24 protein-coding genes are annotated in these 24,626 nt (G+C 39.1%); 13 read left to right on the forward strand and 11 right to left on the reverse strand.

The features are described from left to right. Window positions 1-22 precede the first annotated feature (22 nt). Both EG365_RS00720 and EG365_RS00725 read right to left on the reverse strand, forming a co-directional pair. Entirely contained in the window at window positions 23-382 is a 360-nt protein-coding gene (locus tag EG365_RS00720) for a 5-carboxymethyl-2-hydroxymuconate Delta-isomerase (RefSeq protein ID WP_001120984.1), read from the reverse strand. A gap of 43 nt (window positions 383-425) precedes the next feature. Further along, the gene (locus EG365_RS00725; RefSeq protein WP_000808295.1) at window positions 426-2,138 is read right to left on the reverse strand and encodes an AAA family ATPase; all 1,713 of its coding nucleotides are present in this window, start codon (window positions 2,136-2,138) and stop codon (window positions 426-428) included. 230 nt (window positions 2,139-2,368) lie between these two features. Between EG365_RS00725 and mdh the strand changes: the two genes are divergently transcribed. After that, entirely contained in the window at window positions 2,369-3,541 is a 1,173-nt protein-coding gene (gene mdh, locus EG365_RS00730) for an iron-dependent methanol dehydrogenase (RefSeq protein WP_000874704.1), read from the forward strand. Window positions 3,542-3,735: 194 nt separating this feature from the next. Further along, window positions 3,736-4,704 (forward strand): alpha/beta hydrolase, encoded by a 969-nt coding sequence (locus tag EG365_RS00735; protein ID WP_001097902.1) that lies wholly within the window; start codon window positions 3,736-3,738, stop codon window positions 4,702-4,704. On the opposite strand, the gene EG365_RS00740 is transcribed toward EG365_RS00735, so the two are convergent. After that, window positions 4,701-5,891, reverse strand: coding sequence for a helix-turn-helix domain-containing protein (locus EG365_RS00740; protein ID WP_000494374.1), 1,191 nt, complete (start codon window positions 5,889-5,891; stop codon window positions 4,701-4,703). The two genes, EG365_RS00735 and EG365_RS00740, sit on opposite strands and share 4 nt — an antisense overlap. Window positions 5,892-6,034: 143 nt before the next feature. Between EG365_RS00740 and EG365_RS00745 the strand changes: the two genes are divergently transcribed. The 5 genes from EG365_RS00745 (at window position 6,035) to EG365_RS00765 (ending at window position 12,318) form a co-directional block, all read left to right on the forward strand. After that, on the forward strand, window positions 6,035-7,546 hold the full coding sequence (locus EG365_RS00745) for an aldehyde dehydrogenase family protein (RefSeq protein ID WP_001269054.1): 1,512 nt from the start codon (window positions 6,035-6,037) through the stop codon (window positions 7,544-7,546). 221 nt (window positions 7,547-7,767) lie between these two features. Further along, on the forward strand, window positions 7,768-9,204 hold the full coding sequence (gene eat, locus EG365_RS00750; protein ID WP_001075435.1) for an ethanolamine permease: 1,437 nt from the start codon (window positions 7,768-7,770) through the stop codon (window positions 9,202-9,204). Window positions 9,205-9,220: 16 nt separating this feature from the next. Beyond that, on the forward strand, window positions 9,221-10,606 hold the full coding sequence (locus EG365_RS00755) for an ethanolamine ammonia-lyase subunit EutB (RefSeq protein ID WP_000122161.1): 1,386 nt from the start codon (window positions 9,221-9,223) through the stop codon (window positions 10,604-10,606). 10 nt (window positions 10,607-10,616) lie between these two features. Next, the gene (gene eutC, locus EG365_RS00760) at window positions 10,617-11,432 is read left to right on the forward strand and encodes an ethanolamine ammonia-lyase subunit EutC (protein WP_000774020.1); all 816 of its coding nucleotides are present in this window, start codon (window positions 10,617-10,619) and stop codon (window positions 11,430-11,432) included. Window positions 11,433-11,595: 163 nt separating this feature from the next. After that, window positions 11,596-12,318 carry a glutamine amidotransferase gene (locus tag EG365_RS00765; RefSeq protein WP_001098472.1) on the forward strand — a complete coding sequence of 241 codons (723 nt, stop codon included), beginning with the start codon at window positions 11,596-11,598 and terminating at the stop codon, window positions 12,316-12,318. A gap of 425 nt (window positions 12,319-12,743) precedes the next feature. Here the strand turns inward: EG365_RS00765 and EG365_RS00770 are convergent, their stop codons facing one another. After that, window positions 12,744-14,471, reverse strand: a complete 1,728-nt coding sequence (locus EG365_RS00770) for a glutamine--tRNA ligase/YqeY domain fusion protein (protein ID WP_000803945.1) — start codon at window positions 14,469-14,471, stop codon at window positions 12,744-12,746. Window positions 14,472-14,639: 168 nt separating this feature from the next. On the opposite strand from EG365_RS00770, the gene EG365_RS00775 reads away from it, so the two are divergent. Further along, window positions 14,640-15,149 (forward strand): peptidylprolyl isomerase, encoded by a 510-nt coding sequence (locus tag EG365_RS00775; protein ID WP_000009660.1) that lies wholly within the window; start codon window positions 14,640-14,642, stop codon window positions 15,147-15,149. A 15-nt stretch (window positions 15,150-15,164) separates the two neighbouring features. Next, entirely contained in the window at window positions 15,165-15,884 is a 720-nt protein-coding gene (locus EG365_RS00780) for a UDP-2,3-diacylglucosamine diphosphatase (RefSeq protein WP_000221666.1), read from the forward strand. A 7-nt stretch (window positions 15,885-15,891) separates the two neighbouring features. Here the strand turns inward: EG365_RS00780 and EG365_RS00785 are convergent, their stop codons facing one another. After that, entirely contained in the window at window positions 15,892-16,122 is a 231-nt protein-coding gene (locus EG365_RS00785; protein WP_000462405.1) for a hypothetical protein, read from the reverse strand. Window positions 16,123-16,261: 139 nt separating this feature from the next. Between EG365_RS00785 and nfsB the strand changes: the two genes are divergently transcribed. Next, window positions 16,262-16,915: an oxygen-insensitive NAD(P)H nitroreductase gene (nfsB, locus tag EG365_RS00790; RefSeq protein WP_000365034.1), complete on the forward strand. Its 654-nt coding sequence runs from the start codon at window positions 16,262-16,264 to the stop codon at window positions 16,913-16,915. 38 nt (window positions 16,916-16,953) lie between these two features. Here the strand turns inward: nfsB and EG365_RS00795 are convergent, their stop codons facing one another. From EG365_RS00795 to tsaE, 5 genes are all read right to left on the reverse strand, one after another. Further along, window positions 16,954-17,811, reverse strand: a complete 858-nt coding sequence (locus EG365_RS00795; protein WP_000242910.1) for a DMT family transporter — start codon at window positions 17,809-17,811, stop codon at window positions 16,954-16,956. 131 nt (window positions 17,812-17,942) lie between these two features. Further along, a complete protein-coding gene (gene hfq, locus EG365_RS00800; protein ID WP_000033651.1) occupies window positions 17,943-18,449 on the reverse strand; it encodes an RNA chaperone Hfq in 507 nt (168 codons plus the stop codon). Between the two features lie 94 nt (window positions 18,450-18,543). Continuing rightward, window positions 18,544-19,488 carry a tRNA (adenosine(37)-N6)-dimethylallyltransferase MiaA gene (miaA, locus tag EG365_RS00805; RefSeq protein ID WP_000070779.1) on the reverse strand — a complete coding sequence of 315 codons (945 nt, stop codon included), beginning with the start codon at window positions 19,486-19,488 and terminating at the stop codon, window positions 18,544-18,546. Window positions 19,489-19,494: 6 nt separating this feature from the next. Next, complete coding sequence (mutL, locus tag EG365_RS00810) at window positions 19,495-21,447, reverse strand: DNA mismatch repair endonuclease MutL (protein ID WP_000129009.1); 1,953 nt, start codon at window positions 21,445-21,447, stop codon at window positions 19,495-19,497. After that, window positions 21,440-21,913, reverse strand: coding sequence for a tRNA (adenosine(37)-N6)-threonylcarbamoyltransferase complex ATPase subunit type 1 TsaE (gene tsaE, locus EG365_RS00815; protein ID WP_002049012.1), 474 nt, complete (start codon window positions 21,911-21,913; stop codon window positions 21,440-21,442). The genes mutL and tsaE overlap by 8 nt, the downstream gene beginning before the upstream one ends. A 120-nt stretch (window positions 21,914-22,033) precedes the next feature. Between tsaE and EG365_RS00820 the strand changes: the two genes are divergently transcribed. The 3 genes from EG365_RS00820 (at window position 22,034) to EG365_RS00830 (ending at window position 23,903) form a co-directional block, all read left to right on the forward strand. Then, a complete protein-coding gene (locus EG365_RS00820; RefSeq protein ID WP_000097946.1) occupies window positions 22,034-22,942 on the forward strand; it encodes a pseudouridine synthase in 909 nt (302 codons plus the stop codon). A gap of 111 nt (window positions 22,943-23,053) precedes the next feature. After that, window positions 23,054-23,362, forward strand: a complete 309-nt coding sequence (locus EG365_RS00825) for a type II toxin-antitoxin system RelB/DinJ family antitoxin (RefSeq protein WP_001232531.1) — start codon at window positions 23,054-23,056, stop codon at window positions 23,360-23,362. A gap of 97 nt (window positions 23,363-23,459) precedes the next feature. Next, window positions 23,460-23,903, forward strand: coding sequence for a GNAT family N-acetyltransferase (locus EG365_RS00830; protein ID WP_000637089.1), 444 nt, complete (start codon window positions 23,460-23,462; stop codon window positions 23,901-23,903). On the opposite strand, the gene EG365_RS00835 is transcribed toward EG365_RS00830, so the two are convergent. Continuing rightward, on the reverse strand, window positions 23,896-24,600 hold the full coding sequence (locus EG365_RS00835) for a pseudouridine synthase (protein ID WP_000923631.1): 705 nt from the start codon (window positions 24,598-24,600) through the stop codon (window positions 23,896-23,898). The two genes, EG365_RS00830 and EG365_RS00835, sit on opposite strands and share 8 nt — an antisense overlap. Window positions 24,601-24,626 lie beyond the last annotated feature (26 nt).

The raw sequence follows: 24,626 nt of genomic DNA on the forward strand, positions 1-24,626 counted from the left end.
ATCGAAATTGCGTTTTTTAGAGTTATACAACTTGCTTAAAATAATCGTCTCTTGGCATGTCGATAAGCTCAACACACAATTGAATTTCTTTATTAAACTCTTGTGGTAGATATTTTTTGTTGCTGAGCGCCGCTAATAATTGCTCACCCACAAGCTGTTTTTGTTCAGCAGTTCTTCCCGACAAAATATAGGCTTTTACATGGATATAGGCTTGATCAACCCCTAAGCCAATCAGAAAAACCTCATCTCTACGCGCACGACTTTTAATGTCTTCTGGACTAAACAACTCTGTTTCAATGAGCGTGGTATTAATTTCTTCAAGTAATTGTTTTGCATTTAGTCCAGTTAAGTTATCTGAATAATCAACTACAACGTGCGGCATAGCCACCTCAATTTATATAATAAGTCATTAAGCCAATTAAACTTTATTCAATAAATAATAAAGCTAATCGAACCTGATCATATCCCATTCGAGGGCTGGTTGCTTCAACAATTGGTCTTAGTTTGATCGAACCATCATCAGAAAAATGATCCGGATTTTGGCGTTTTTTCAACTTCTTATAAATTTTACGCACTTCTTCGACCACTTCTTCACCAGGATGGGCAACCGAAATATCTAGCTTTTGTTCTTTATGCAGTCGAGCCAAGTGATTAATAATGGTTGCAGGTGTTAGACCACGTTCATGTGCAATATCTTCAATTTCGTAGCCTTCTTCAAACAATGCACGAGTTTCGTCCAAAGTCGCTGAGGCGTAATTTTGCTTCTCGCCTCTCGCTAGTTTTTTCTCATTTCTTGAAATTTCAGTTTCATTTAAGGTTCCACCACAATGACGAATAAAGGCTTTATGTTGAGCCGTTAAATCGACGTCAGCAAAATTATCTTCGGCTTCTTTAGAAAGTTCTTGAAAACGGCGATCAGCTTTTACCGCCAGACTATCTAACTCCAAAGCTTGTTCATTAAAACCTAATAATTTTAACCCTGTTAAAGACTTCAAACGTGAGAGCGCAACATAACCTTGCCCTTTTTCAAAGGTATGCATCAGGTTAATTTCAGCAGCTTCCAAAGTCATACCTTGGCTTTTATGAATGGTAATCGCCCACGCCAAACGAAGTGGAATTTGCTGGAAACTTGCAATGACTTTTCCTGCTTCATTTTCAATTGACCATGTTTCAGGTGCTACCAGCAAAGTTGTACCGTCAGTTAATTTTACTTTTGGCAATAACCCATTTTCGTCATCTTCTTCAAAACCGATCACCTCACCTAAACTTCCGTTGATATAACCCATATCAAAGTTGTTTTTTACAAACATCACTTTGGCATGTTTTTTAAGTGTGAGTTCTTCCGGAGCACGAACTGAAGACTTTAAAGTTTCTAATAATTTTTCATTACCGTCTAAAACGGCATTAAATTGATGCCCTTCATTATCAATTTCGTTTAAGTGCTGATAATTGATATTGTCGACATCCATGTTATGCGTATAAAGACGAGTAAAGGTTTCGCCAATGTCATGAGTACGGGATTGATGCAAAGCTTGCAAATGCTCGGTTTGAATACTTTGCGCACGAATCGCATTTAATATCTGATTCAGAATTTCATCATCTTGGCGGTGTTGTTCTGTTAAATAACATACCCGAAATTTGGCTTCGACCCATGCATCAGACATAAAACAGAACTTGTCACGATTGGCTTCACCATTACGGCCTACGGGTGGCAACTGGAAGAAATCACCAGCTACAATCACTTGAATGCCACCGAATGCTTCATCACTTTCTTTAAAATATTTTAAAACCTGATTGACCAGATTAAGTTGCTTCGCATGGAGCATTGAGATTTCATCAATCACAAGAACTTGCGCGTTTTCAAGGTGTTCCTTGAGATATTTACGCTCTTTCATGCGTTTCAAGTCATCGTCAGTTAGATGATCTTTGATGCCAATACCAGCCCATGTATGAATGGTCATGCCATTCATATGCGTTGCAGCAATACCGGTAGACGCTGTAATCGCTACAGGTACTTTACGCGCTTTTAGGTAATGGATGTACTGATTGAGTGTATAGGTTTTCCCTGCACCAGCCGAACCGGTTAAAAAAACATTTTCACCTGCTTTTAGCAGTTTAAGTGCAGTTTCCTGTTTCATAATCTCATATGTACATCTTCAACAGCCCATAGCTTAACGATTTTCCCGAAAAATTTAAATGAATGAGCCAAATTTTCTATAAAAACAATATAAATCAATAACTAATATCAAGTTGGTATTTGGTAGGTTTTTGGTAGGTAGGAAAATAATCTACACATCACAATACTAAGGCCATGGTGAGGCTCACCTGTAATAACAAACAATGGATTTATGGAAAAAGGAATCACTCCATGGCTTTTAAAAATATTGCAGATCAAACAAACGGTTTTTATATTCCTTGCGTATCACTCTTTGGACCAGGATGTGCCAAAGAAATTGGAACAAAGGCGCAGAACCTCGGCGCAAAAAAAGCATTAATTGTGACCGATGAAGGGCTATTTAAATTTGGCGTTGCAGATCTTATCGCAAGCTATTTAACCGAAGCAGGCGTAGCGAGCCATATTTTCCCGGGCGCGGAACCTAACCCAACCGATATTAATGTCCACAACGGTGTGAATGCCTATAACGAAAATGGCTGTGACTTTATTGTGTCGTTAGGCGGTGGCTCATCTCATGACTGTGCAAAAGGGATTGGCTTAGTAACTGCGGGTGGTGGTCATATTCGTGACTACGAAGGCATCGATAAAAGTAAAGTCCCAATGACGCCATTGATTGCAGTGAATACAACGGCTGGTACGGCATCTGAAATGACTCGTTTCTGTATTATTACCAATACCGATACTCACGTAAAAATGGCTATCGTGGACTGGCGTTGTACCCCTCTCATTGCGATCGATGACCCGAAACTTATGATTGCAAAACCGGCTGGTTTAACCGCTGCAACAGGTATGGATGCATTAACCCATGCAGTTGAAGCATATGTATCTACGGCGGCAAACCCAATTACCGATGCTTGTGCTGAAAAAGCCATCACCATGATTAGTCAATGGTTACAACCTGCTGTCGCAAATGGCGAAAACATCGAAGCGCGTGATGCGATGAGCTATGCGCAGTACTTGGCTGGGATGGCATTTAACAATGCATCTTTAGGTTATGTTCATGCAATGGCACACCAGTTGGGCGGGTTCTACAACCTACCTCATGGTGTATGTAACGCAATCTTGCTACCACATGTATGTGAATTTAACTTAATTGCTTGTCCAGATCGTTATGCAAAAATCGCAGAATTAATGGGTGTAAATACGCACGGTCTCACCGTAACAGAAGCTGCGTATGCTGCAATTGATGCCATTCGTAAACTGTCTTCTTCAATTGGTATCCCATCTGGCTTAACAGAACTTGGCGTAAAAACCGAAGACCTTGCGGTGATGGCCGAAAACGCTCAAAAAGACGCATGTATGCTCACCAACCCACGTAAAGCAAACCATGCACAAGTTGTGGAGATTTTCAAAGCAGCACTTTAATACTGATGTAACGCTATGTTCCTGTAGTAAGTCAAATCCCTCCGACCGTTGACTTACTTTTTGGGGAATACTTAGCTCCAGCGGTATTCCCTTTTTTTAAAACCTATACTCCAACCTTCTCTAAACCTGATTGACAATTTGCCCATTTCATTGAAGGATACTCAACATGACTTAATGACAATAGCTCGATAAAAATGAATACATCTATAGCTAAACACAATTATGCCCCAGATATTTTAGGTGCCGGCTATGAGCAGCTAACGCTCAACTTTCCAGATGATTATGAAGGTAAAGTTGTAGCCACCTTAGTTCGTAAAAAAGCCACTCAACCAACTCAAAAAGCGGTACTTTATATTCATGGTTTTTTAGATTATTTCTTTCAAACCGAAATGGCCGAGCAATTTAATGCCCATGGTTATGACTTCTATGCACTCGATTTAAGAAAATATGGCCGCTCAAAACTGCCTCATCAAATTTTCTATAATGTGCTCGATTTAAATGAATATGATGCCGAAATTACTCAAGCATTAGAGATTATTGGCCAAGAAAAACATACACAAGTTTTACTTGCAGGTCACTCAACAGGCGGCTTAACGGCAACGCTTTATGCTGCGCATCATCCTGATCATCCCCTCATTAAAGCACTCTGGGCGAATAGTCCGTTTTACGATTTTAATTTAAGCTTAGTCGAAAAGAAGTTTGGTATTCCAATGCTCAGTCGAGTAGGAAAATATCTGCCAAAAGTTAAATTTCCAAGCCAACTGAACAAATGGTACACCACCAGTCTTCATAAGCAGCTTAAAGGTGAATGGGATTTCAACCTCGATTGGAAACCAACCTCTGCCCCTACAGTTCAACTCAGCTTTGTACATGCAATTCATACTGCGCAAAAAGAAATTCACCGCGGTGTTAAATTGAATATTCCAGCCCTGATTATGCATTCGCACCAAACTAAAAACCCACGCAAATGGGGACCCGATGCAACTCAAAGCGATGTCATTTTAGACGTTAAAGACATTGCTAAATTTGGGAAAAAAATGAAAGGCGATGTCTCTGTAGTCTCTATTCACAATGGTTTACACGATTTAGTCCTTTCGGCCCAGCCAGTACGGGAACAAGTCTATCAGCAACTATTCCAATGGCTGGATCAAAAAGTCACCTAACTTAGCTTAGGTGAGTCAATATATTTCACCAGCAATTGATGCGCAGGATGTTCACTCGGTAATAACTCCATAAGACGTTCTACCGCATCGATTGCTTCGGGAAAATGAGCTAAATGCTTAAGTAATAAATCTGTTTCTTGTGTTTTAAAAATCGCATCACTTAAGCGCGACTCAAGGCAGTCACGCCATGCACACAGAAACGGACTTTCGGTTTTTGCCAGAAATACGCCTGTATAAAGCTGCAATGCAGAGGCGACATATCCAGCATCAAGCGCTTGTTCAGCTTGTAAAAAATCGGCCTCAACATGCACAAGTAACCGATATGGACGTGAACCAAGCAAACCTCCCAATATATCTCGCAATTGAGACATTTCAGCTTTAAGCGTACCCATGCTTACTTTACGCTCACCATAAAGTGCCTGATAGAGATGCTCTAAGGTTAAACCATGCGGACATAGTGCCAATATCGTTAAAATTTCAATTTGACGCGGCGTCAATAATAAACTTTTCCCGTTAAATTTAACTTGCGGCGTCGAAAATGCCCGGATGTGTAAGTGCTGGCGCTGTTGTTCTAACAAAGCAGATTGAATAATGGAGGCACAACGCTCAGCGGCCAAAATACCCAAGGTATTATGGTTTTTCCATGTGGTTGATAAATCTACCACGCCCAAGGTTTGCTTTGAGTAGGGATCGATAATGGGTGCCGCATAACAAACCCAATCGTGAATCGACTCCATATAATGTTCATTGGAAAAAACACAGCTTGATTGTTGAGTTTTTAAAGATAACGCCAATGCATTCGTACCTACAAATTCTTCACGCCATTGACCACCTTGTACAAAATGTACACGTTCAGCAGCGCTCTGCATTTGAGCACTTGAGGCTGTCCAGATAATGGTACTACCGATGTCACCCACAGCAATAACCATAGAAGACTGCTCTGCAATATGACGTAAGTCATCAGCACACTGGCTTAGTGCCAGATCTAAAGCATTTTGTGAAGCAGATTTTCTTTCAAGTAGAGGTGCTGCAAATCGTTCTTTAGGAATCGCAGCAGAAGCTGATCGTTCCCACGAGCTCGCAATACTTTGGCCGAGTTTGGCAGCGTTCTGAGGAGAGAGACTATTTTGCGTGCGCAGTTGATCAATCAACATCCGTTGCTGCAATAAATCCTTTTTTGTGAACATTTGTAAATTCCTTATATATTCACATTTCTATTCCAACCTTTCTCCAACCTTCTTCTTTATATCCTAATTATACAAAGTACGAAAGTACTTACTGACAGGGTTCTTGTTAGTCTTTAGTCCTAAAAAAGCAAAGGAATATTTATATGCGCTATATCGATCCAAATCAACCAGGTTCAAAAGTTCAATTTAAATCACAATATGAAAATTTTATTGGCGGTGAATGGGTTGCACCTCTAAAGGGTGAATATTTTGATAATGTGTCACCAGTGGATGGAAAAGCTTTCACACGCATTCCACGCTCTAGTGCTGAAGATATTGAACTTGCTTTAGATGCAGCACACAAAGCGAAAGCTTCATGGAATAAATCTTCACCGACTACACGTTCTAATATACTTTTAAAAATTGCTGATCGTTTAGAAGCAAATCTTGAAATGCTTGCGGTTGCAGAAACTTGGGACAACGGTAAAGCAGTTCGTGAAACTTTAGCAGCTGACCTTCCACTTGCAATCGACCATTTCCGTTATTTCGCAGGATGTATTCGTGCTCAAGAAGGCGGCATCTCTGAAATTGATGAAGATACCATTGCCTACCATTTCCATGAACCACTAGGTGTGGTTGGTCAAATCATTCCATGGAACTTCCCGATTTTAATGGCTGCATGGAAGCTCGCTCCCGCTTTGGCGGCTGGTAACTGTGTGGTGATTAAGCCAGCTGAGCAAACTCCGGTAGGTATTTTGTTGGTTGCCGAACTCATCCAAGATATCTTACCGCCGGGCGTACTTAATATTGTGAATGGTTTCGGTGCAGAAGTTGGCCGTCCGTTAGCGACAAACCCACGTATTGCAAAAATTGCGTTCACAGGTTCAACTCAAACTGGGCAAATGGTGATGCAATATGCGACCGAAAATATTATTCCAGTCACGCTAGAGCTTGGCGGCAAGTCACCGAACCTTTTCTTTGAAGACATCATGGATAAAGAAGATGACTTCTTAGAAAAAACGCTGGAAGGTTTTGCCATGTTTGCCTTAAACCAAGGTGAAGTATGTACTTGCCCTTCTCGTGCTTTAGTACAAGAAAGTATTGCTGATCAATTCTTAGAGTTGGCCGTCGAACGTGTAAAACGTATTAAAACTGGTCATCCTCTCGATACTGAAACCATGATTGGTGCTCAAGCATCTTTGCAACAACAAGAGAAAATCTTACGTTGTATTAATACGGGCCGAGAAGAAGGTGCAGAACTCTTACTTGGTGGTAGTGGCCGTAAAGAAGTAGGTGATGGTTTCTATGTTGATCCGACTATTTTTAAAGGCCACAATAGCATGCAAGTTTTCCAAGAAGAAATTTTTGGACCTGTACTGGCTGTGACAACATTTAAAGACTTTGACGATGCAATCAAAATTGCCAACGACACCATGTATGGTTTAGGTGCAGGTGTTTGGTCACGTTCAGCACATATTTCTTACCGTGCTGGTCGTGCTATTGAGGCGGGTCGTGTCTGGACAAACTGCTATAACATCTACCCTGCTCATGCTGCATTTGGTGGTTACAAGAAGTCTGGTATTGGTCGTGAAAACCATAAGATGATGCTGGATCACTATCAACAAACCAAAAACTTGTTGGTGAGTTATTCAACCAAACCAATGGGCTTCTTCTAAGTTTCGCACCAAGTTGATACCAAACTATCAACGCTAGAAGGAAACAAGCTCATTAATTATATAAGAAGCCGGTAATTTAAATTGCTGGCTTTTTTATTTAGTACAGTCAGCTCTCAGATTTTTACTATCCGGAATAAAAAAGCGTCATCTAATATTTAAAGCACGTCATTTAGGCATTGCTTTTGCATTCATTCATACAAACCAACTCGCAGGAGTATTGTATGAATCAACCAGAAACAGCTTCCGTTATTTCTTCAAGTGCAGAAGTCTCATCAGCAGAATATTTTGCTCAGCGCCAACTTAAACAAGGTACCGTGGGTTGGTTACTCCTGATTGGTTTAGGCGTAGCTTATGTGATCTCAGGTGATTTTGCCGGCTGGAACTTTGGTATTGCTCAAGGTGGTTGGGGTGGTATGTTTATTGCCACTGCTCTTGCTGCGCTTATGTACTTATGTCTATGTCTTTCTATGTCAGAAATGTCCACCATGATGCCGACAGCAGGTGGCGGTTATAGTTTTGCCCGTGCTGCCTTTGGGCCTTTTGGTGGTTATTTAACAGGCACAGCGATTTTAATTGAATACGCAATTGCGCCTGCTGCTATTGCCGTATTTATTGGTGGTTATTGCGAATCTCTATTTGGTATTAATGGCTGGATGATTTACCTCGCCTGTTACGCCATTTTTATGGGTATACATCTCAAAGGTGCTGGCGAAGCTTTAAAAATCATGTTTGCGATTACACTTGTCGCCGCTGTTGCCCTTGTCGTGTTTATTGGGGCAATGATTCCACACTTTAATGCACAAAATTTATTTGATATTCCAGTTAGTACAGGTGTTGGCGCAAGTCTTTTTTTACCTCATGGCTACTTGGGCATCTGGGCCGCGGTTCCTTTTGCTATCTGGTTTTTTCTTGCAGTAGAAGGTGTTCCGTTAGCAGCAGAAGAAGCAAAAGATCCAGCCAAATCTCTGCCACGCGGTTTAATCGGTGCAATGCTCATCTTAACAGCATTTGCCATGCTTATTTTGTTCTTGGGTGCAGGCGCAGCAGGTGCAAGTACTTTACAAAACTCAGGCGCCCCTCTGGTAGATGCTTTGGTTAAAGTTTATGGCACCAACACTTGGCTTGCGACATTCGTAAACTTTGTGGGTTTAGCTGGTTTAATCGCAAGTTTCTTCTCAATTATCTATGCCTATTCGCGTCAAATCTTTGCATTGTCACGAGCTGGTTACTTACCGACGTCACTCTCTTTAACCAATAAAAATAAAGCTCCTTATCTTGCAATTATTATTCCGGGCATTATCGGGTTCTTACTTTCACTCACAAAAGAAGGCGATTCACTCATTTTAATCGCGGTTTTTGGTGCAACTATTTCTTATGTGCTGATTCTTTTATCCCACATCAAACTGCGCTTATCTAAACCCGACATGCCTCGTCCTTATAAAACTCCAGGAGGAATCATCACTTCAAGCATTGCACTAGTTTTAGCAGTCGCTGCTGTGGTCGCAGGTTTTGTTGTTAATCCGAAAGTGTGGTTTATTGCTGCCGGTATCTATGTCGTATTTATTGCTTACTTTTTGTTCTACAGCCGCTATCATTTAGTGAAAGGAACACCAGAAGAAGAGTTTGCAAATATTAAAGCCGCAGAACAAGAACTATAAATAAAAGGATGTAACTATGAGTTATCGCAATATTGTCGCCAATCAACAGTATCACTTTGCTGACCTAAAAACGTTAATGGCCAAAGCTACACCGTTACGTTCAGGCGATGAGTTAGCCGGTGTAGCTGCCAGAGATGCAACCGAACATGTTGCGGCACAAATGACTTTGGCTGATGTGCCATTAAAAACCTTTTTAAATGAAGTTGTGGTTGATTACGATACTGATGAAATTACACGACTGATTATTGATGAACATGATCTGGCAGCCTTTGCCCCTATTTCACACTTTACAGTAGGCGATTTTAGAAATTGGCTACTTGGAGAAGATGCCACTCCAGAAAGCTTAAAAGCATTAGCATCGGGTTTAACCCCAGAAATGGTGGCTGCTGTCAGCAAAATTATGCGCAATCAAGATTTGATTTATGTCGCTAGCAAATGTGAAGTGGTCACCCAATTTCGCAACACAATTGGTTTAAAAGGACATCTTTCTACCCGTTTACAACCGAACCACCCTACCGATGATGTGCTCGGTATTTCAGCCAGTATTTTAGATGGGTTGATGTATGGCAATGGTGATGCCGTAATTGGCATTAACCCTGCCACGGATAACCTGCATAATTTGTCAGAGCTACTGAAATTGCTTGATCATGTCATTCAGGAATATCAAATTCCAACGCAATCTTGTGTACTTACGCATATCAGCTCAGGCATTCAACTGGCTGAAAAAAATGTACCGATTGATTTAATGTTCCAATCAATTGCCGGCACCCAACTGGCTAATGAAGGTTTTGGAATTTCACTTGATTTACTACAAGAAGGATATGAAGCCACCCTCGCACTTAAACGCGGAACCATTGGACAAAACGTCATGTACTTTGAAACGGGTCAAGGTAGTGCCCTATCAAGCAATGCTCATCACGGCGTTGACCAACAAACATTAGAAACTCGTGCCTATGCGGTGGCCCGTAAATACAATCCGCTTTTAGTGAATACAGTCGTTGGTTTTATTGGCCCCGAATATCTCTTTAACGGTAAACAAATTATACGTGCAGGACTGGAAGATCACTTCTGCGGTAAGTTACTTGGCGTGCCAATGGGCTGCGACATTTGTTATACCAACCATGCCGATGCCGACCAAAATGATATGGATGTACTTCTTACTCTATTTGGCGCCGCAGGCATTAACTTTATTATGGGGATTCCTGGTTCAGACGATGTCATGCTCAACTATCAAACCACTTCCTTTCATGATGCTCTCTATTTAAGACAACTCTTAGGTTTAAAACCCGCTCCTGAGTTCTCCGCTTGGCTTGAACAACAAGGGATTTTTAAACAGCAAAACTCTCAAATTTGTTGGGCAGACCATATGCCTGACCAATTCTCTCGTCTGCTCATGAATTAGGGAGAACACTATGAAACTTAATCGTGATATTCAATATCCATCCTCTACCCATCAGGATCAGTGGGAAAAGCTCAAACAGTTTACCGATGCCCGTATTGCTCTGGGTCGTGCAGGTTGTAGTATCCCAACACGCGCCTTACTTGAGTTTCAGTTGTCTCATGCGCAAGCAAAAGATGCAGTTTATCAAGAGATGGATGTTTCCTACCTCTCGGAGCAATTAGCACAGCAGCAGCTGCAAAGTTTTCATATACAAAGTAATGCACCTAATAAAGAAATTTATCTTAAACGTCCAGATTTGGGGCGCCAACTTTCAAATCCATCAAAAGATACCTTAATTAAGAAGTATGCAGAAAACCCGCAACAGTATGATGTTTGTATTGTGGTAGGTGACGGTCTCTCTGCAAGAGCGATTGAAGCAAATGCTATCGCATTTATTGCAGCGCTAAGTGAACATATTCAGCAAGAAAATTGGAGCCTTGCCCCAATTGTACTTGCAACAGGAAGCAGAGTTGCTTTAGGCGATGAAGTTGCAGAAATTTTTAAAGCATCCATGTTAGTCATGCTGATTGGAGAACGCCCTGGTTTAAGCTCTCCTGACAGTATGGGGATTTACTACACATGGAATGCATATTCAGGCTGTCTCGATTCCAAACGCAACTGTATTTCAAATGTTCGCTCAGCAGGTTTAAGTATTCCGGTTGCTGTACAACGTTTAATGGCATTAATGAGAAAATCGAAACAGCTTGGCTTTTCAGGAGTGAATTTAAAAGATGAACATCAACTTTCAAATATCGACCATAATGAAAACGCAAAGCTTTTATTTTAAATAGCAGTTACGCGTAGATATTTCTTCCCTACAAAATATTTATGCGTAACAAGATTATCTTAACGAAAAATAGCAATTTTCAGGTATTGACGATTTGTATGGATATTTTCTTCTTTATATTTATCGCTATACTCCACCTATTGATCTTCTCTAAATCATTTGTATGAACACAACAAACGCCTTCCCTAAAACTATTTATGCCATTCAGCATCTTGCTTTCGAAGACCTAGGTTCATTAGAAGATGTTTTTTATCAACTTGGGTTTCGTGTCCGCTATTTTGAAGCAGGTGTGGATGATTTAACCCCTGCTTTTACACATGACGGTTTAACTATTATTTTAGGCGGCCCAATCGGAGTTTATGAAACCGAAGATTATCCGTTTTTAAAAGATGAAATCGCTTTACTTAAACAACGCTTGGCAGCAGATAAACCTACACTTGGTATTTGCCTAGGCGCACAGCTTATTGCGCATGCACTTGGCGCCAAAGTATATGCAGGCCATCAAAAAGAAATTGGCTGGGGAGCCTTAAGCTTAAGTTTACGTCCTAATCAGGTATTATCGCCTTTGCTTAATAATGTGCATGTTTTACACTGGCATGGCGACACTTTTGACTTGCCTGAAAACGCAGTGTTATTAGCTAGTTCAGAGATTTATACTAATCAGGCATTTGAAGTTGGAAATAATATTCTTGCCTTGCAGTTTCATATTGAAACAACAGAAGAAAATTTTGAGAAATGGTTAATTGGCCATACATGTGAACTTCGTAATGCCAAAATTTCAATTCCGAAACTACGAGTAGAAAACTTACAATATGCTCAAGCACTTGAACATGCTGCATTTGAAGTTATTCAAAAGTTTCTAAAACGAATCGGATATAGTGGTTAAATTAGAAATTTTCTAATATCTACAAAGGTTAGAGTTTACCATTTGGTATTAATTGTTTATTTTTCAAGCAAAGGAAAGTTTATATTCTATCTTTGGAAACATTTCTTAAAATTTTCAGTGTATTATTAATTTGTAACATAAAATATACGCTGAATTACTATGGATATCTGGAAATTTATTAAAAGCTTTAATACGGTCAATACTTATTTATTGCTTTCATGCGTTCTCCTCATCATCTTAGTTCTTTATTTTTATGTGATTAACCCGGCCTAAGCTACTTTGCCAAGGACGTTAATCATAAAGAAAAAGAAAATATGAGAAGACACCTGAATAAAAAGCCCAACTTTACAGTTGGGCTTTTTATATTTTCTGTTTACTCACCACATGATATTCGTCTTGAGAAAAAGTAAGAGATAATCAATCTCTTACTTTTTCTCAGGCTTGAAGCTATCTTTTAAGTCAAGAACACGGTTAAACACAGGCTTCTCAGGAGTATGATCGTATTGATCAGCAACGAAATAACCTTCGCGTTCAAACTGGAAGCGATCTTCTGGCTTCGCTTGAGCTAAAGCAGGTTCGATCACAGCTTGAACCACTTTCAAGGAATCTGGATTTAAGTTTGCTAAGAAATCATCACCAGTTTCAGGGTCAGCTTCTGTAAACAATCGATCATAAATACGTACTTCAGCAGGAATACCTTTAGTTGCAGATACCCAGTGAATTACGCCTTTTACTTTGCGGCCTTCAGGATTTTTACCTAAAGTATCCGGATCGATCGAACACTTCAGCTCAACGACTTCACCGTTTGCATCTTTAATGACTTCATCACACTTAATCACATATGCATGGCGTAAACGAACTTCACCATCAGGAATTAAACGTTTAAAGCCTTTTGGCGGTACTTCTTCGAAATCTTTACGGTCAATATAGATTTCTTTAGTTAATGGAATCACGCGCTCACCCATATCGACATTAGGATGACGAGCATGGGTAAGGTCTAAATCTTCCGATAAGTTCGTAAGTGTTACTTTTAATGGATTTAACACTGCCATACCGCGCGCTGCCGTATTCTCTAAAGATTGACGAATACAGAACTCAAGCATTGCGACATCTACAATACCGTCAGTTTTAGACACACCTACACGTTTACAGAAATCACGTAGGCCTTCTGGTGTGAAACCACGGCGACGCATACCCACAACCGTTGGCATACGAGGATCATCCCATCCATTCACATAACCGCCTTCAACCAATTTACGTAATTTACGTTTAGACGTAATGGTGTAATCTACGTTTAAGCGAGAAGATTCATACTGGTGCGGCACAGCTTTAGACTTAACTTTTTCAACAATCCAGTCATAAAACGGACGGTGGTCTTGGAACTCTAATGTACAAAGTGAATGTGTGATTCCTTCGATTGCATCAGACAATGGATGAGCATAGTCATACATTGGGTAGATTTTCCACTTATCGCCTGTTTGGTGATGCTCTGAATGTAAAACACGATACAAAATTGGGTCACGCATATGTACATTCGGGCTTGCCATATCAATTTTGGCGCGTAAAACAGCTTCACCCTCTTTAAGTTCACCATTGCGCATTTTTTCAAAACGAGCAAGGTTTTCTTCAACAGAAGCATCACGATATGGCGAATTTTTACCTGGCTCAACAAAGCTACCACGATTTAATTTGATTTCTTCTGGAGACTGCAAATCAACATATGCATCGCCTTGTTCAATCAACTGAATTGCCCAAGCATAAAGCTGATCAAAATAACCGGAAGCATAACGTGGTTCGCCATTCCAGCTAAATCCAAGCCATTTCACATCATTGGCGATCCCATCAACATACTCTTGTTCTTCCGCATCGGGGTTAGTATCGTCAAAACGTAAATTACAAAGACCATTAAACTCTTCAGCAACGCCAAAGTTGAGGCAAATTGCTTTTACGTGACCAATATGTAAATAACCATTTGGTTCTGGCGGGAAACGCGTTACGATTTGTTTGGCACGTCCGGCAGCTAAATCATCGGTAATGACTTGGCGAACAAAATCTAATCCAGCCTGTTGTTCTTGCTGCGCAGAATCGACAGAGGCATGAGTATTCGGTGTCGGGTTGTTTGGCAGGTTCGAGACAACATCATTAGGCTTCATAGTGTATCAATCACTTCTTTGTAGATAAAATTTCGAAAAAATAAACGCTATCTTCATTTTTCACAAAGATTTTAACGTTTTTTACTTGCCTTGTAGTTTACAGTTTGCTTATGCTTCTCTCAACCAAAAACCCATGGTCAATTTGCCCATGTTTAGGAGATTAATGTAATGAGTTTTCCTCAAGTCGAATTAAACACCAACAAAGGTCGTATTGTTCTTGAGCTTAACACTGAAAAAGCACCGAAAACGGCTGCTAATTTTCTAGAATACGTACGTGACGGTTTCTATGATGGCGTGATTTTCCACCGCGTTATTGACGGTTTCATGATCCAAGGTGGTGGCTTTGACGAAAACTTCAAAGAAAAAGCAACTCGTGATGCGATTGAAAATGAAGCTGACAATGGTTTAAGCAACGATGTAGGTACCATTGCAATGGCACGTACTCAAGCTCCACACTCTGCTTCTGCACAATTCTTCATCAACGTAAAAAACAACTCTTTCCTGAACCATACTTCAAAAACTGCACAAGGTTGGGGTTATGCTGTATTCGGTAAAGTTGTTGAAGGTATGGACGTTGTAGAAGCAATCAAAGGCGTACGTACAGGTAACCGTGGTTATCACGCTGACGTTCCTTTAGAAAACGTTGTTATCGAATCTGCTAAAATTATTTCTGAATAATTTTAGGATAAAGCTGTGACTTATCTGTTTATTTCAGATTTACACTTGTCACCTGAACACCCTCGACTCGTTCGAGGGTTTTTAGATTTGTTGGTACATTATCAAAATAAACAAACACAGCTTTATATTTTAGGTGATTGGTTTAATGCTTGGATTGGTGATGACTATTCAGCGCCTTGGCTCGACGAAATTGTCGAGGCTTTAAAAGTATTTAACCAAAAAGGTAATCGCGTTTATTTCCAAGTGGGTAACCGAGACTTTGCTTTAAATCAGGTTTTCCTAGATAAGTTTAATGGTGTATTACTTCCTGATATTTATTATCTCAACATTGCAGGTCACCAATACCGTTTGGAACATGGCGATGCGTTATGTACTGATGATATTTCCTATCAAAAATTTAAAAAAATTATCCGAAACCCCTTCCTAGTTGCTTTTTTACGCCGTACCCCCTTGAGTTTCCGTACAAAACTGGTCAATGGTTTTCGCAAAAGAAGTCATTCAGACAAACAGCAAAAAAGTTATGAAATTATGGATGTAAATGAACAAGCTGTTCTCTCTGCCCTAACAGATGTAGATATACTTATTCATGGACACACTCACCGTCCAGCAATTCATCAATTACAACATAAACAGCGGATTGTTCTTGGCGATTGGCGTGAAGATCAGGCTTATATTTTGGAAATTGATCCATCTTCAAATACGCAACAGCTCGAATTGATTGTCTGGAATTATTAGCTAGAAATTAATCACTTTTTATTTGAACTTTCAATTCTTTAATTTTTCTATTTAAATCAAAATCCCAAATCATACATAGACAACTAATGAATACAAATTTCCAGTTTATATGTGCATACTTTTGATATTCGATATATAAAATTAAAAGACACAATACAAATGCAGAAATTAGAAAGGCTTTAATAATTCTAATTTCTCGCAGCTTACTTTTTCGATTAATTGGTATTAATTCAAACATTTTCAATAAATTAGTAAAAAATTTATATAAGTATTATATTTCTTTATCACATTAAAATGCAGATGTTTTTCTCTAAAATCGCGTATGATGCCAAAGATTAGAACCCTTCCATTGTAATAAGATTGATATGGAGTAAAGTATGGATTTATTAAATACGGTTAAAAGTCGCTACACTACCAAAGCGTACGATCCCGAGAAAAAAATTCCTCAAGAAAAATTCAATAAGTTATTAGAAATTTTACGCTTTACCCCTTCTTCAGTGAATATTCAACCTTGGCATTTCTTGGTTGCAGACAATCCTACTGCTAAAGAACGCATTGCCAAAGCCTTAACAGGACGATATGCCTACAATGCACCCAAGGTTCTTGAGTCATCACACACCCTTGTATTTTGTACAAGAACAGATATTTCACCCGAATATTTAAACCAGTTACTTGAACAAGATGATTTAAGTGGTCGTTTTAAAGATGAGAAAGCCAAACTCGGTCAAAAGGATACTCGTCATGGCTATGTTGAGTTTTACCGTAATGAGCAAAAGAACTTATTCGGCTGGATGGAAAATCAAACTTTTATCGCTTTAGGACAACTACTGTTTGCAGCTGGTCTTGAAGGCATAGATGCAACTCCAATGGGTGGCTTTGACGAAGATGTTTTAAATGAAGAATTTGGCTTAAAAGAAAAAGGTTTGCGTAGCTCTGTAATTGTTTCACTGGGTTATAGAAGCGAAAATGACTTCAATGCGAAATTGCCAAAATCTCGTCTGCCGGATGAAGTGATTTTTACACATTTATAAGAATTTAGTGGAGTTCAAAAGAACAGTCTTTTGAACTCCTATTTCATAGCTAAGGCTAAACAAACCAATCCACTTATTCCCAAAATCGTTCCTAAAATCGTTGGGAGTTTTAATTTTTCTTTATATAAAACTACGCCACAAACTATTCCAAGTAACACAACCAAAATATTCATACTCGCAAAGACAATGGCCGGAGAATCTTTGAGTAAAATATGCGCTTTAACGTATAGGGCAATGTTTGAAAAATTTAGTACACCTAGCATTAACCCAGCAAAAGTATTTTTAAAATGCCATGCTGAATTTTTTTGAAATATTAAATAAATAATCGATAAAACAAAGGCCGTTATAAAAATTAGATTTAAAGTCAAAGTAAACTGTAGGCCTAAGCTACTCGTATATTTTAACAAGATATCTACAGCGGCATATCCAAACCAGACACTCATCAAAGCAAAAATTGCTTTTTTTGATTGAGATCCGGAAGACTCGTTGAAATGACCTAATAAAATTAAGAGAACAGCAAAAATTCCCAAACCTATCCCTAATAATTTAAGTGAATTAAACTGCTCTTGGAAAAAGAAATAAGCTGCCAATAAAGAAAGTACCACGGACAACCGCTGAGCAATTTCGGTTTTGACAATACCTGCGTACTCTAAAGATTTAGCAAGGCATAAAAAGATACTCGGTAGAATGACGCCTAAAGCCGCTATTAGCCACCAAGGTGTATGTTGTATAGAAATATGCTGAATATCTGGCTTAAACCACAGATAACATAGCAAGCTGGCACTTGCGTAATTCCATGCAATCATTTGCATGGGTTGATATCCCTTTTTCTTTAAATTTTTAAGTAGTACAGAAACCAGAACACTGCACAATGCTGCAGCAAATATTAATACCATTTGCAAAGAACCTATTAATCTAAATTTTATGAAACAGAGATGGACCGCAGGTAGCTTTAATATGCTTTTTTATATTTTTAAAGCCATAAAAAAACCAGTCATCACTGACTGGTTTTTTTCAAGCTAATCAATTAACGATTGTTTTCGTCGTCTTGACCATCTTCAAATTTAGAATCGTTATCAAAACCGCCTTGATGTCCGCCGAAGCCGCCTTGACCACCAAAGCCGCCTTGACCACCGAAGCCACCTTGACCACCGAAGCCACCTTGACCACCGAAGCCACCTTGACCACCGAAGCCGCCTTGACCACCAAAGCCACCTTGACCACCGAAGCCAGCACCTTGAGCACCACCAAAGCCAGCGCCTTGACCACCGAAGCCACCTTGACTACCACCCTGAGCTGGGAAACCTGCACCTTGTGCACCTGCTGGACGTGGGTTGCGAGCTGGAACAACTGTAGAAATTGCGTGTTTGTAAACCATTTGACTTACAGTATTTTTTAATAAAACAACATATTGGTCAAAAGATTCAATATGACCTTGTAATTTAATACCGTTAACAAGGAAAATAGAAACTGGGATGCGTTCTTTACGGAGAGAATTTAAGAACGGATCTTGTAAAGTTTGACCTTTAGACATTTTTAACTCCAAAAAAAAATTTTTAAATCAGCGCAAAAAAACTATCTTTATTTTTCAACTAAAAATTATAAAAAGACAGTGTGCAAATTTTGCTTTATCCATAAGAGTTTCGCAAGTCTTCTTTCGCCTGCTTTATCGTCAAGTAAGTTTTAAAATCGTGTATTTCTTGCAAAGAACGTAACCACGTATATTGACGTTTGGCAAGTTGTCGTGTTGCAAATAAGGCTTTATCCTCCATTTCCTGCTTTTTTTTGAGACTCATATCACTTTTTAATAGAAATTCTAGAGCTTGTCGATAACCAACAGAACGCATAGAGGGTAAATTTTCATCTAAATCGTATTTTTCAATTAGAGACTCGACTTCACTCAAAAAACCGATATCCCACATTTTGCTTAATCTTTGCTCAATGCGTTGATGTAATTCTAACCGATCTGGAAGTAAAGCGTAGTTATGAAATGTGTATCGATATGGTACATTTTTTGGTTGTTCTGCCTGCAATTTGGTAATTGGTTGACCTGTAATACGGTAAACTTCCAACGCCCGAATAATTCTTTGTTTATCAGAAACCTTAAACTTCACTCCAGCCGCCGGATCTACTGCTACCAGCTCATCATAAACAGCTTGCCACCCTTCATTTGCTGCTTTTTCTTCAATTGCTGCGCGAACATTTGCATCTGCACTTGGCAAGTTACTTGATAATCCTTCTAAAAGAGCTTTGAAATACAGCATGGTTCCTCCTACCAAAATAGGAGTTTTACCACGTGAATGCATCTCATCAATTAAAGCACAAGCGTCTTCAACAAACTGAGCAGCCGAATAGACCTCAAGTGGAGTAATAATATCAATTAAATGATGCGGATATAGCTCCTGCTCTTCACGCGTTGGCTTAGCCGTACCAATATCCATATCTTTATATACAAGTGCAGAATCAACTGAAATTAATTCAAAATTTCCACGTTCATAGAGTTCACATGCCAAAGCGGTTTTTCCGCTTGCAGTCGGTCCCATTAAATTGATGACGGGCAATTGGTTTGACATGTAAAACTACTCTCCTCGAGCAAATAATTTATCTAGTTGAGATAATGGAAATGCACGCCAAGTTGGGCGACCATGGTTACATTGGCTCGCAAATTCGGTTTGTTCCATTTGGCGAAGTAAAGCATTCATTTCTGAGAGACTAAGTTGTCGATGAGCACGTACTGCACCATGACACGCCATACCAGCTAACAGTTCATCACGCTTTTGCAATAAACCTTGTGCTTCATCATTTGGATCTAAGTCATTGAGAAGTTCGGGAATAAGATTTTCAAAATCCGCTTTTTGCAAAATAGCCGGCACACCACGCACAATGACTTGCTCATCGCCATATAAATCAATCTCTAACCCTAAGCGTTCAAGCTGAGGTTTTAAATCCTCAACACGAACAGCTTGCATACGACTAATTGAGATCACTTTAGGGATAAGCAACTGTTGAGATGTCCAAAACTCAGGTTTATCCCAAGCATTTTTCATTTGTTGCAGCAAAATACGCTCATGTGCTGCATGCATATCAACAATAATCAAGCCTTCAGTATTTTGCGCCAAAATATAAATTCCATGAAGCTGGGCAATTGCGATACCTAGTGGAAATTCATCTACCTTAGCGACAGGCTCAATACTTTCATCAACTGAAAAATTAGCAGGTTGATCACGTAATGGTGCCAAGTAAGTCTTTAATGCATTATTTAACTGCGCAGAACCATTATATTTTGGAGTTTGTTCCGCATAATGAACAGATTGGGGACGACTATTATTAAAATCAGTTAAAAGCTCAGTAGAAGGCTGATAACCATTTGGCTTGTCTACTGCTGTATCAGCGGCTTGCGCTGTACGGTGCAATGTAAATTGTTCTTGGTATTTAGGCTGAGGTTGTACCGAAAGATTTTGAGTATCATCCACTTTCATGGCTTGTGCTAAATCAGCACTAGCTGTCTGAAATTGTGCTAACGTTTCTTTAGCATAATGTCTTACAAACTCATGTACTTCACGTTGATTTAGAAAACGAATCTCATGTTTCGTCGGGTGAACGTTAACATCAATATTTTCAGGATCAACTTCTAAGAAAAGTAAATAAGATGAATGCTGATGGCCATGTAAAATACCGTCATATGCCATTCTTAAAGCATGTGAAATGGTTTTATCTTTCACAATTCGGCCATTTACATACACATATTGTAAGTCTGCTTGGGCACGTGCATCTGAAGGATGCCCTAGCCAACCTGACAAACGCATGTTAATACTTTCGGCATCGATCCAGTAAGCATTTTGAACAAACTGTTGACCCAATAATTGCTGTACACGCTGAAATCTTAATTCACCGCTATCTGCTATTGGTAAATTAATTCGAATATTATCGTTATGCTCAAGTACAAAACGTATATCAAAATGCGTTAAAGCTAAACGGCGTACAATTTCTTCAATATGCCCAAATTCAGTGGTTGGTTTTTTTAAAAATTTACGGCGAGCGGGCACATTAAAAAACAAGTCCTGAACTCGAATATGGGTGCCCTTTTGTGCAGCAACAGCTTGGACTTGTTGATGATCAAAGGCGGTACCATTCACCTCAACCTGATGACCAATTCCGCTTTCATCTTGGCTACTGGTTAAAGTCAATCGTGAAACTGCTGCAATAGAAGCAAGTGCTTCACCACGGAAACCTAAGCTAACAATGGCATGTAAATCTTCTGCTGTTTTAATTTTACTGGTTGCATGGCGCATCACTGCCAATGGTAAATCATCAGGATGAATCCCATGTCCATTGTCAATAATCTCGATTAATGTTGAGCCGCCTTGTGCAATCCGCACAATTAATTCGGTTGCACCTGCATCAATTGAGTTTTCTAATAATTCTTTTACGACCGATGAAGGACGTTCAATCACCTCACCGGCAGCAATCTGGTTCGCTAACGCGGCGTCTAATGTATGAATACGACGTTGTGTTAGCTTTTCATCAGTCATGAAGCTGTTCCTGCAAAGTCTGGTATAAATGCTCTGTTGGTAAAGTTAAGGTGACGAAACGATTGAGTTCATCATCTGATTTTTGAATATCAATGACGATATCTGCTTCAGGGATTTCGTCTCCACCTTTCGATGGCCACTCAAATAAAAATAGTGCATCCTGAATATCTAGATAATCACGGATTCCCATTAATTCAAGTTCGTACGGATCATTGAGACGATATAAGTCAAAATGAAAAATTTCTTTATTATTGATTTTATATGGTTCAACCAACGTATACGTCGGACTTTTAACCGAGCCTTTATGCCCTAGAGCTTGCAAAAAATAACGGGTCAATGTCGTTTTACCGGCGCCCAAATCTCCAATCAGATAAATCACGCCAGCTTGAACATGCTGCGCCAATGCCTGAGCTAAACGCTGGGTATCTTCTTCATGATTTAAGACCATTTTCAATGAATACGACATAACACACATAACATGATTCAAAATAATCGATATGATACCATTGCCCTGCTTTAAAGCCTACTTAAGTGCTTAAAGTTGGCTTTTTTTTACATCACATTTATTAACTATTGACACACTTTTATGTCTAGTCCGATTGAATTTTTCCCACCTATGATTGATGGCGTAAGCGCAAGCCAAGTCTATCTTCCTCCACAAACGACAGCACAAACCATCTATCAATTTCTTTGCGAAAATTTTCCACATATAAAAGCAACAGAGTGGCAGCAGCGTTTTCAAGATGGGCTTATTTACGCGGCAAATGGCGAAAAATTAACATTAAACAGCCCTTATATAGCAAACACGCATATTTTTTATTACCGATTCCTTGCTAACGAAGTACATGTTCCCTTTGAGCATCAGATTTTATTTGAAAATGATGACTTGCTTGTTGTAGATAAACCCCATTTTTTAACGATTAGCCCAACAGGGCAATATGTACAAGAAACTTTATTAGTCCGATTAAAAAAGCAAACTGGCAATGAGTTTTTAACCCCGATCCATCGATTAGACCGTGAAACTGCCGGTGTCGTTTTATTTTGCAAACGACCACAGTCACGTGGAATTTACCAACAGTTATTTGCAGATCGTCAAGTCAATAAGATTTACCATGCAATCGCTGCATATAAAGCTGAATTAAAATTTCCTCAGAATTTAAAACTGTATTTAGATAAAGGTACACCCTTTTATACAATGCAGGTGATTGCACATACAAAAACCAATACCGAAACTAAAATTGAGCTGATTGAACATAATCACTCATGGGCTAAATATTGTTTAACGCCAACCACCGGAAAACAGCATCAACTCCGCGTCCATTTAAATCATTTGGGAATTCCGATTAAAAATGATCCGTTTTATCCAATAGTTCAACATAAAGCCGATGATGATTTTTCTCAGCCCTTACAGCTTCTAGCTAAGCAAATTTCTTTTATAGACCCGCTAACAAAACAGGAAATGGTTTTCAATTCACAGCTTGAATTGACACTGTAATCGCATCGTAATGACAAAAAGATTATTTTTTATGCTGAAAGACATTGAAATTACATTCCGATGGTTTAAAATAAATCCCTAAAAATTAAAAATCATTTGGTTTTGTTATTCATGCGAAAAACAGAAGTTTATCAGGTTCGACTTGACTCCCAAGAGAAAAAACAGGCTTTTGCTGTTTTTAAACAATTGGGGATTACCCCTGCCCAAGCAGTACGACTGTTCTTTAAACAAGTCGTCTTAACCAAATCTATTCCTTTTGCGATCGAAAACCAGAATATTAATATGGAACAATTATTAAAACTGAGAAAAGCAAAAGCATCTTCATTAAATCAGAACGCTTCAACTTTAAATGAAGATGATGACCATGAAGATTTATTTGAAGAGTTAAATGCACTATTAGGTGAAAGTGACAAAACTTAACGGTGTTGCATTTTTAAACAACTTTTAACGTCAATTCGCTTCTTTTTTAGTTATGCTCTCTTTGTAAAAATATAAACATAAATACAAGGAGCGCCTAATGATTGTAAGACGAGCGACCTATGAAGATCTAAGCCAACTCGCTGTCCTATTTGATGAATACCGTCAATTTTATGGTGCATCTTCTAATCTCGAAGAATCCCATCATTTCTTAAAACAACGTTTTGAGAATAAAGAGAGCGTATTTTTCATCCATATTAAGGACGAAAAAATTACTGGGTTCGTATTGCTTTATTTAGGTTTTTCTTCAGTTGCTTGTTCAACTTACTACATCTTAGATGATGTATATGTTACTCCCCTATTCCGTCGTCAAGGCTCAGCAAAACAGCTCATTGATACAGCGATTTTATTTGCAAAACAAGAAAATGCTTTACGTATTAGCCTAGAAACCCAATCGAATAATCATGAATCTCACCGCCTCTATGAAAAAATGGGGTTTATTAGAGACAGTGAGTTCCAGACATTTCATTGTTTTCTTAAATAATATTTTGAGCGAGTTGTTTTTCCTGCTCCGACAAATATACCCAATCCCCGTCCTCAATTTCAGGTAGAACCAATTGACCAATTTGATGTCGATGTAATTTCTCGACTTTATTGCCTACGGCTGCAATCATTCTTTTGACTTGATGATAAACACCTTGATGAATAGTCATCGTTAATTGATGAGTTTCTAGTAGTGCTACATCTGTGGCAGCAAATACCCCTTTTTCTTGGTGTAAATTAACTCCCTGAATAAGCATTTCAATTTGCTCAGGGGTTACGGGGTCGTAAGTTGTAACGTGATAAACCTTTGGTACATGTTTACGAGGATGAGTTAAAGCTTGTAGATATTTACCATCATCAGTAAGTAAAAGCAGCCCCGTTGTGTCTTGATCCAAGCGTCCAACCGCCTGCACACCACGATGAATCATGGTCTCAGGCAGTAGGCTAAAAACACTTTGATGATGCTGAGGATGATGAGAACACTCGAAACCCTGAGGTTTTCTTAGAGCAATATAAATTTTTTCTCTATATTGATAATTTTGACCAAAAACGGAAAACTCAAAATTTTCTGGGGCGAACTGCTTTTTGAGATCACTCACAACCTCCCCATCAATACTTACTGAACCATTTTTTATTAACTGCTGACAATATTTACGTGAACCAAACCCTTGTGATTGTAAAATTTTTTCCAGCAGCATAAAGCTTTCTCTTTAAAACGAAACCA

The sequence above is a fragment of the Acinetobacter sp. FDAARGOS_494 genome (genome assembly GCF_003812225.1).
Classification (GTDB): domain Bacteria; phylum Pseudomonadota; class Gammaproteobacteria; order Pseudomonadales; family Moraxellaceae; genus Acinetobacter; species Acinetobacter baumannii.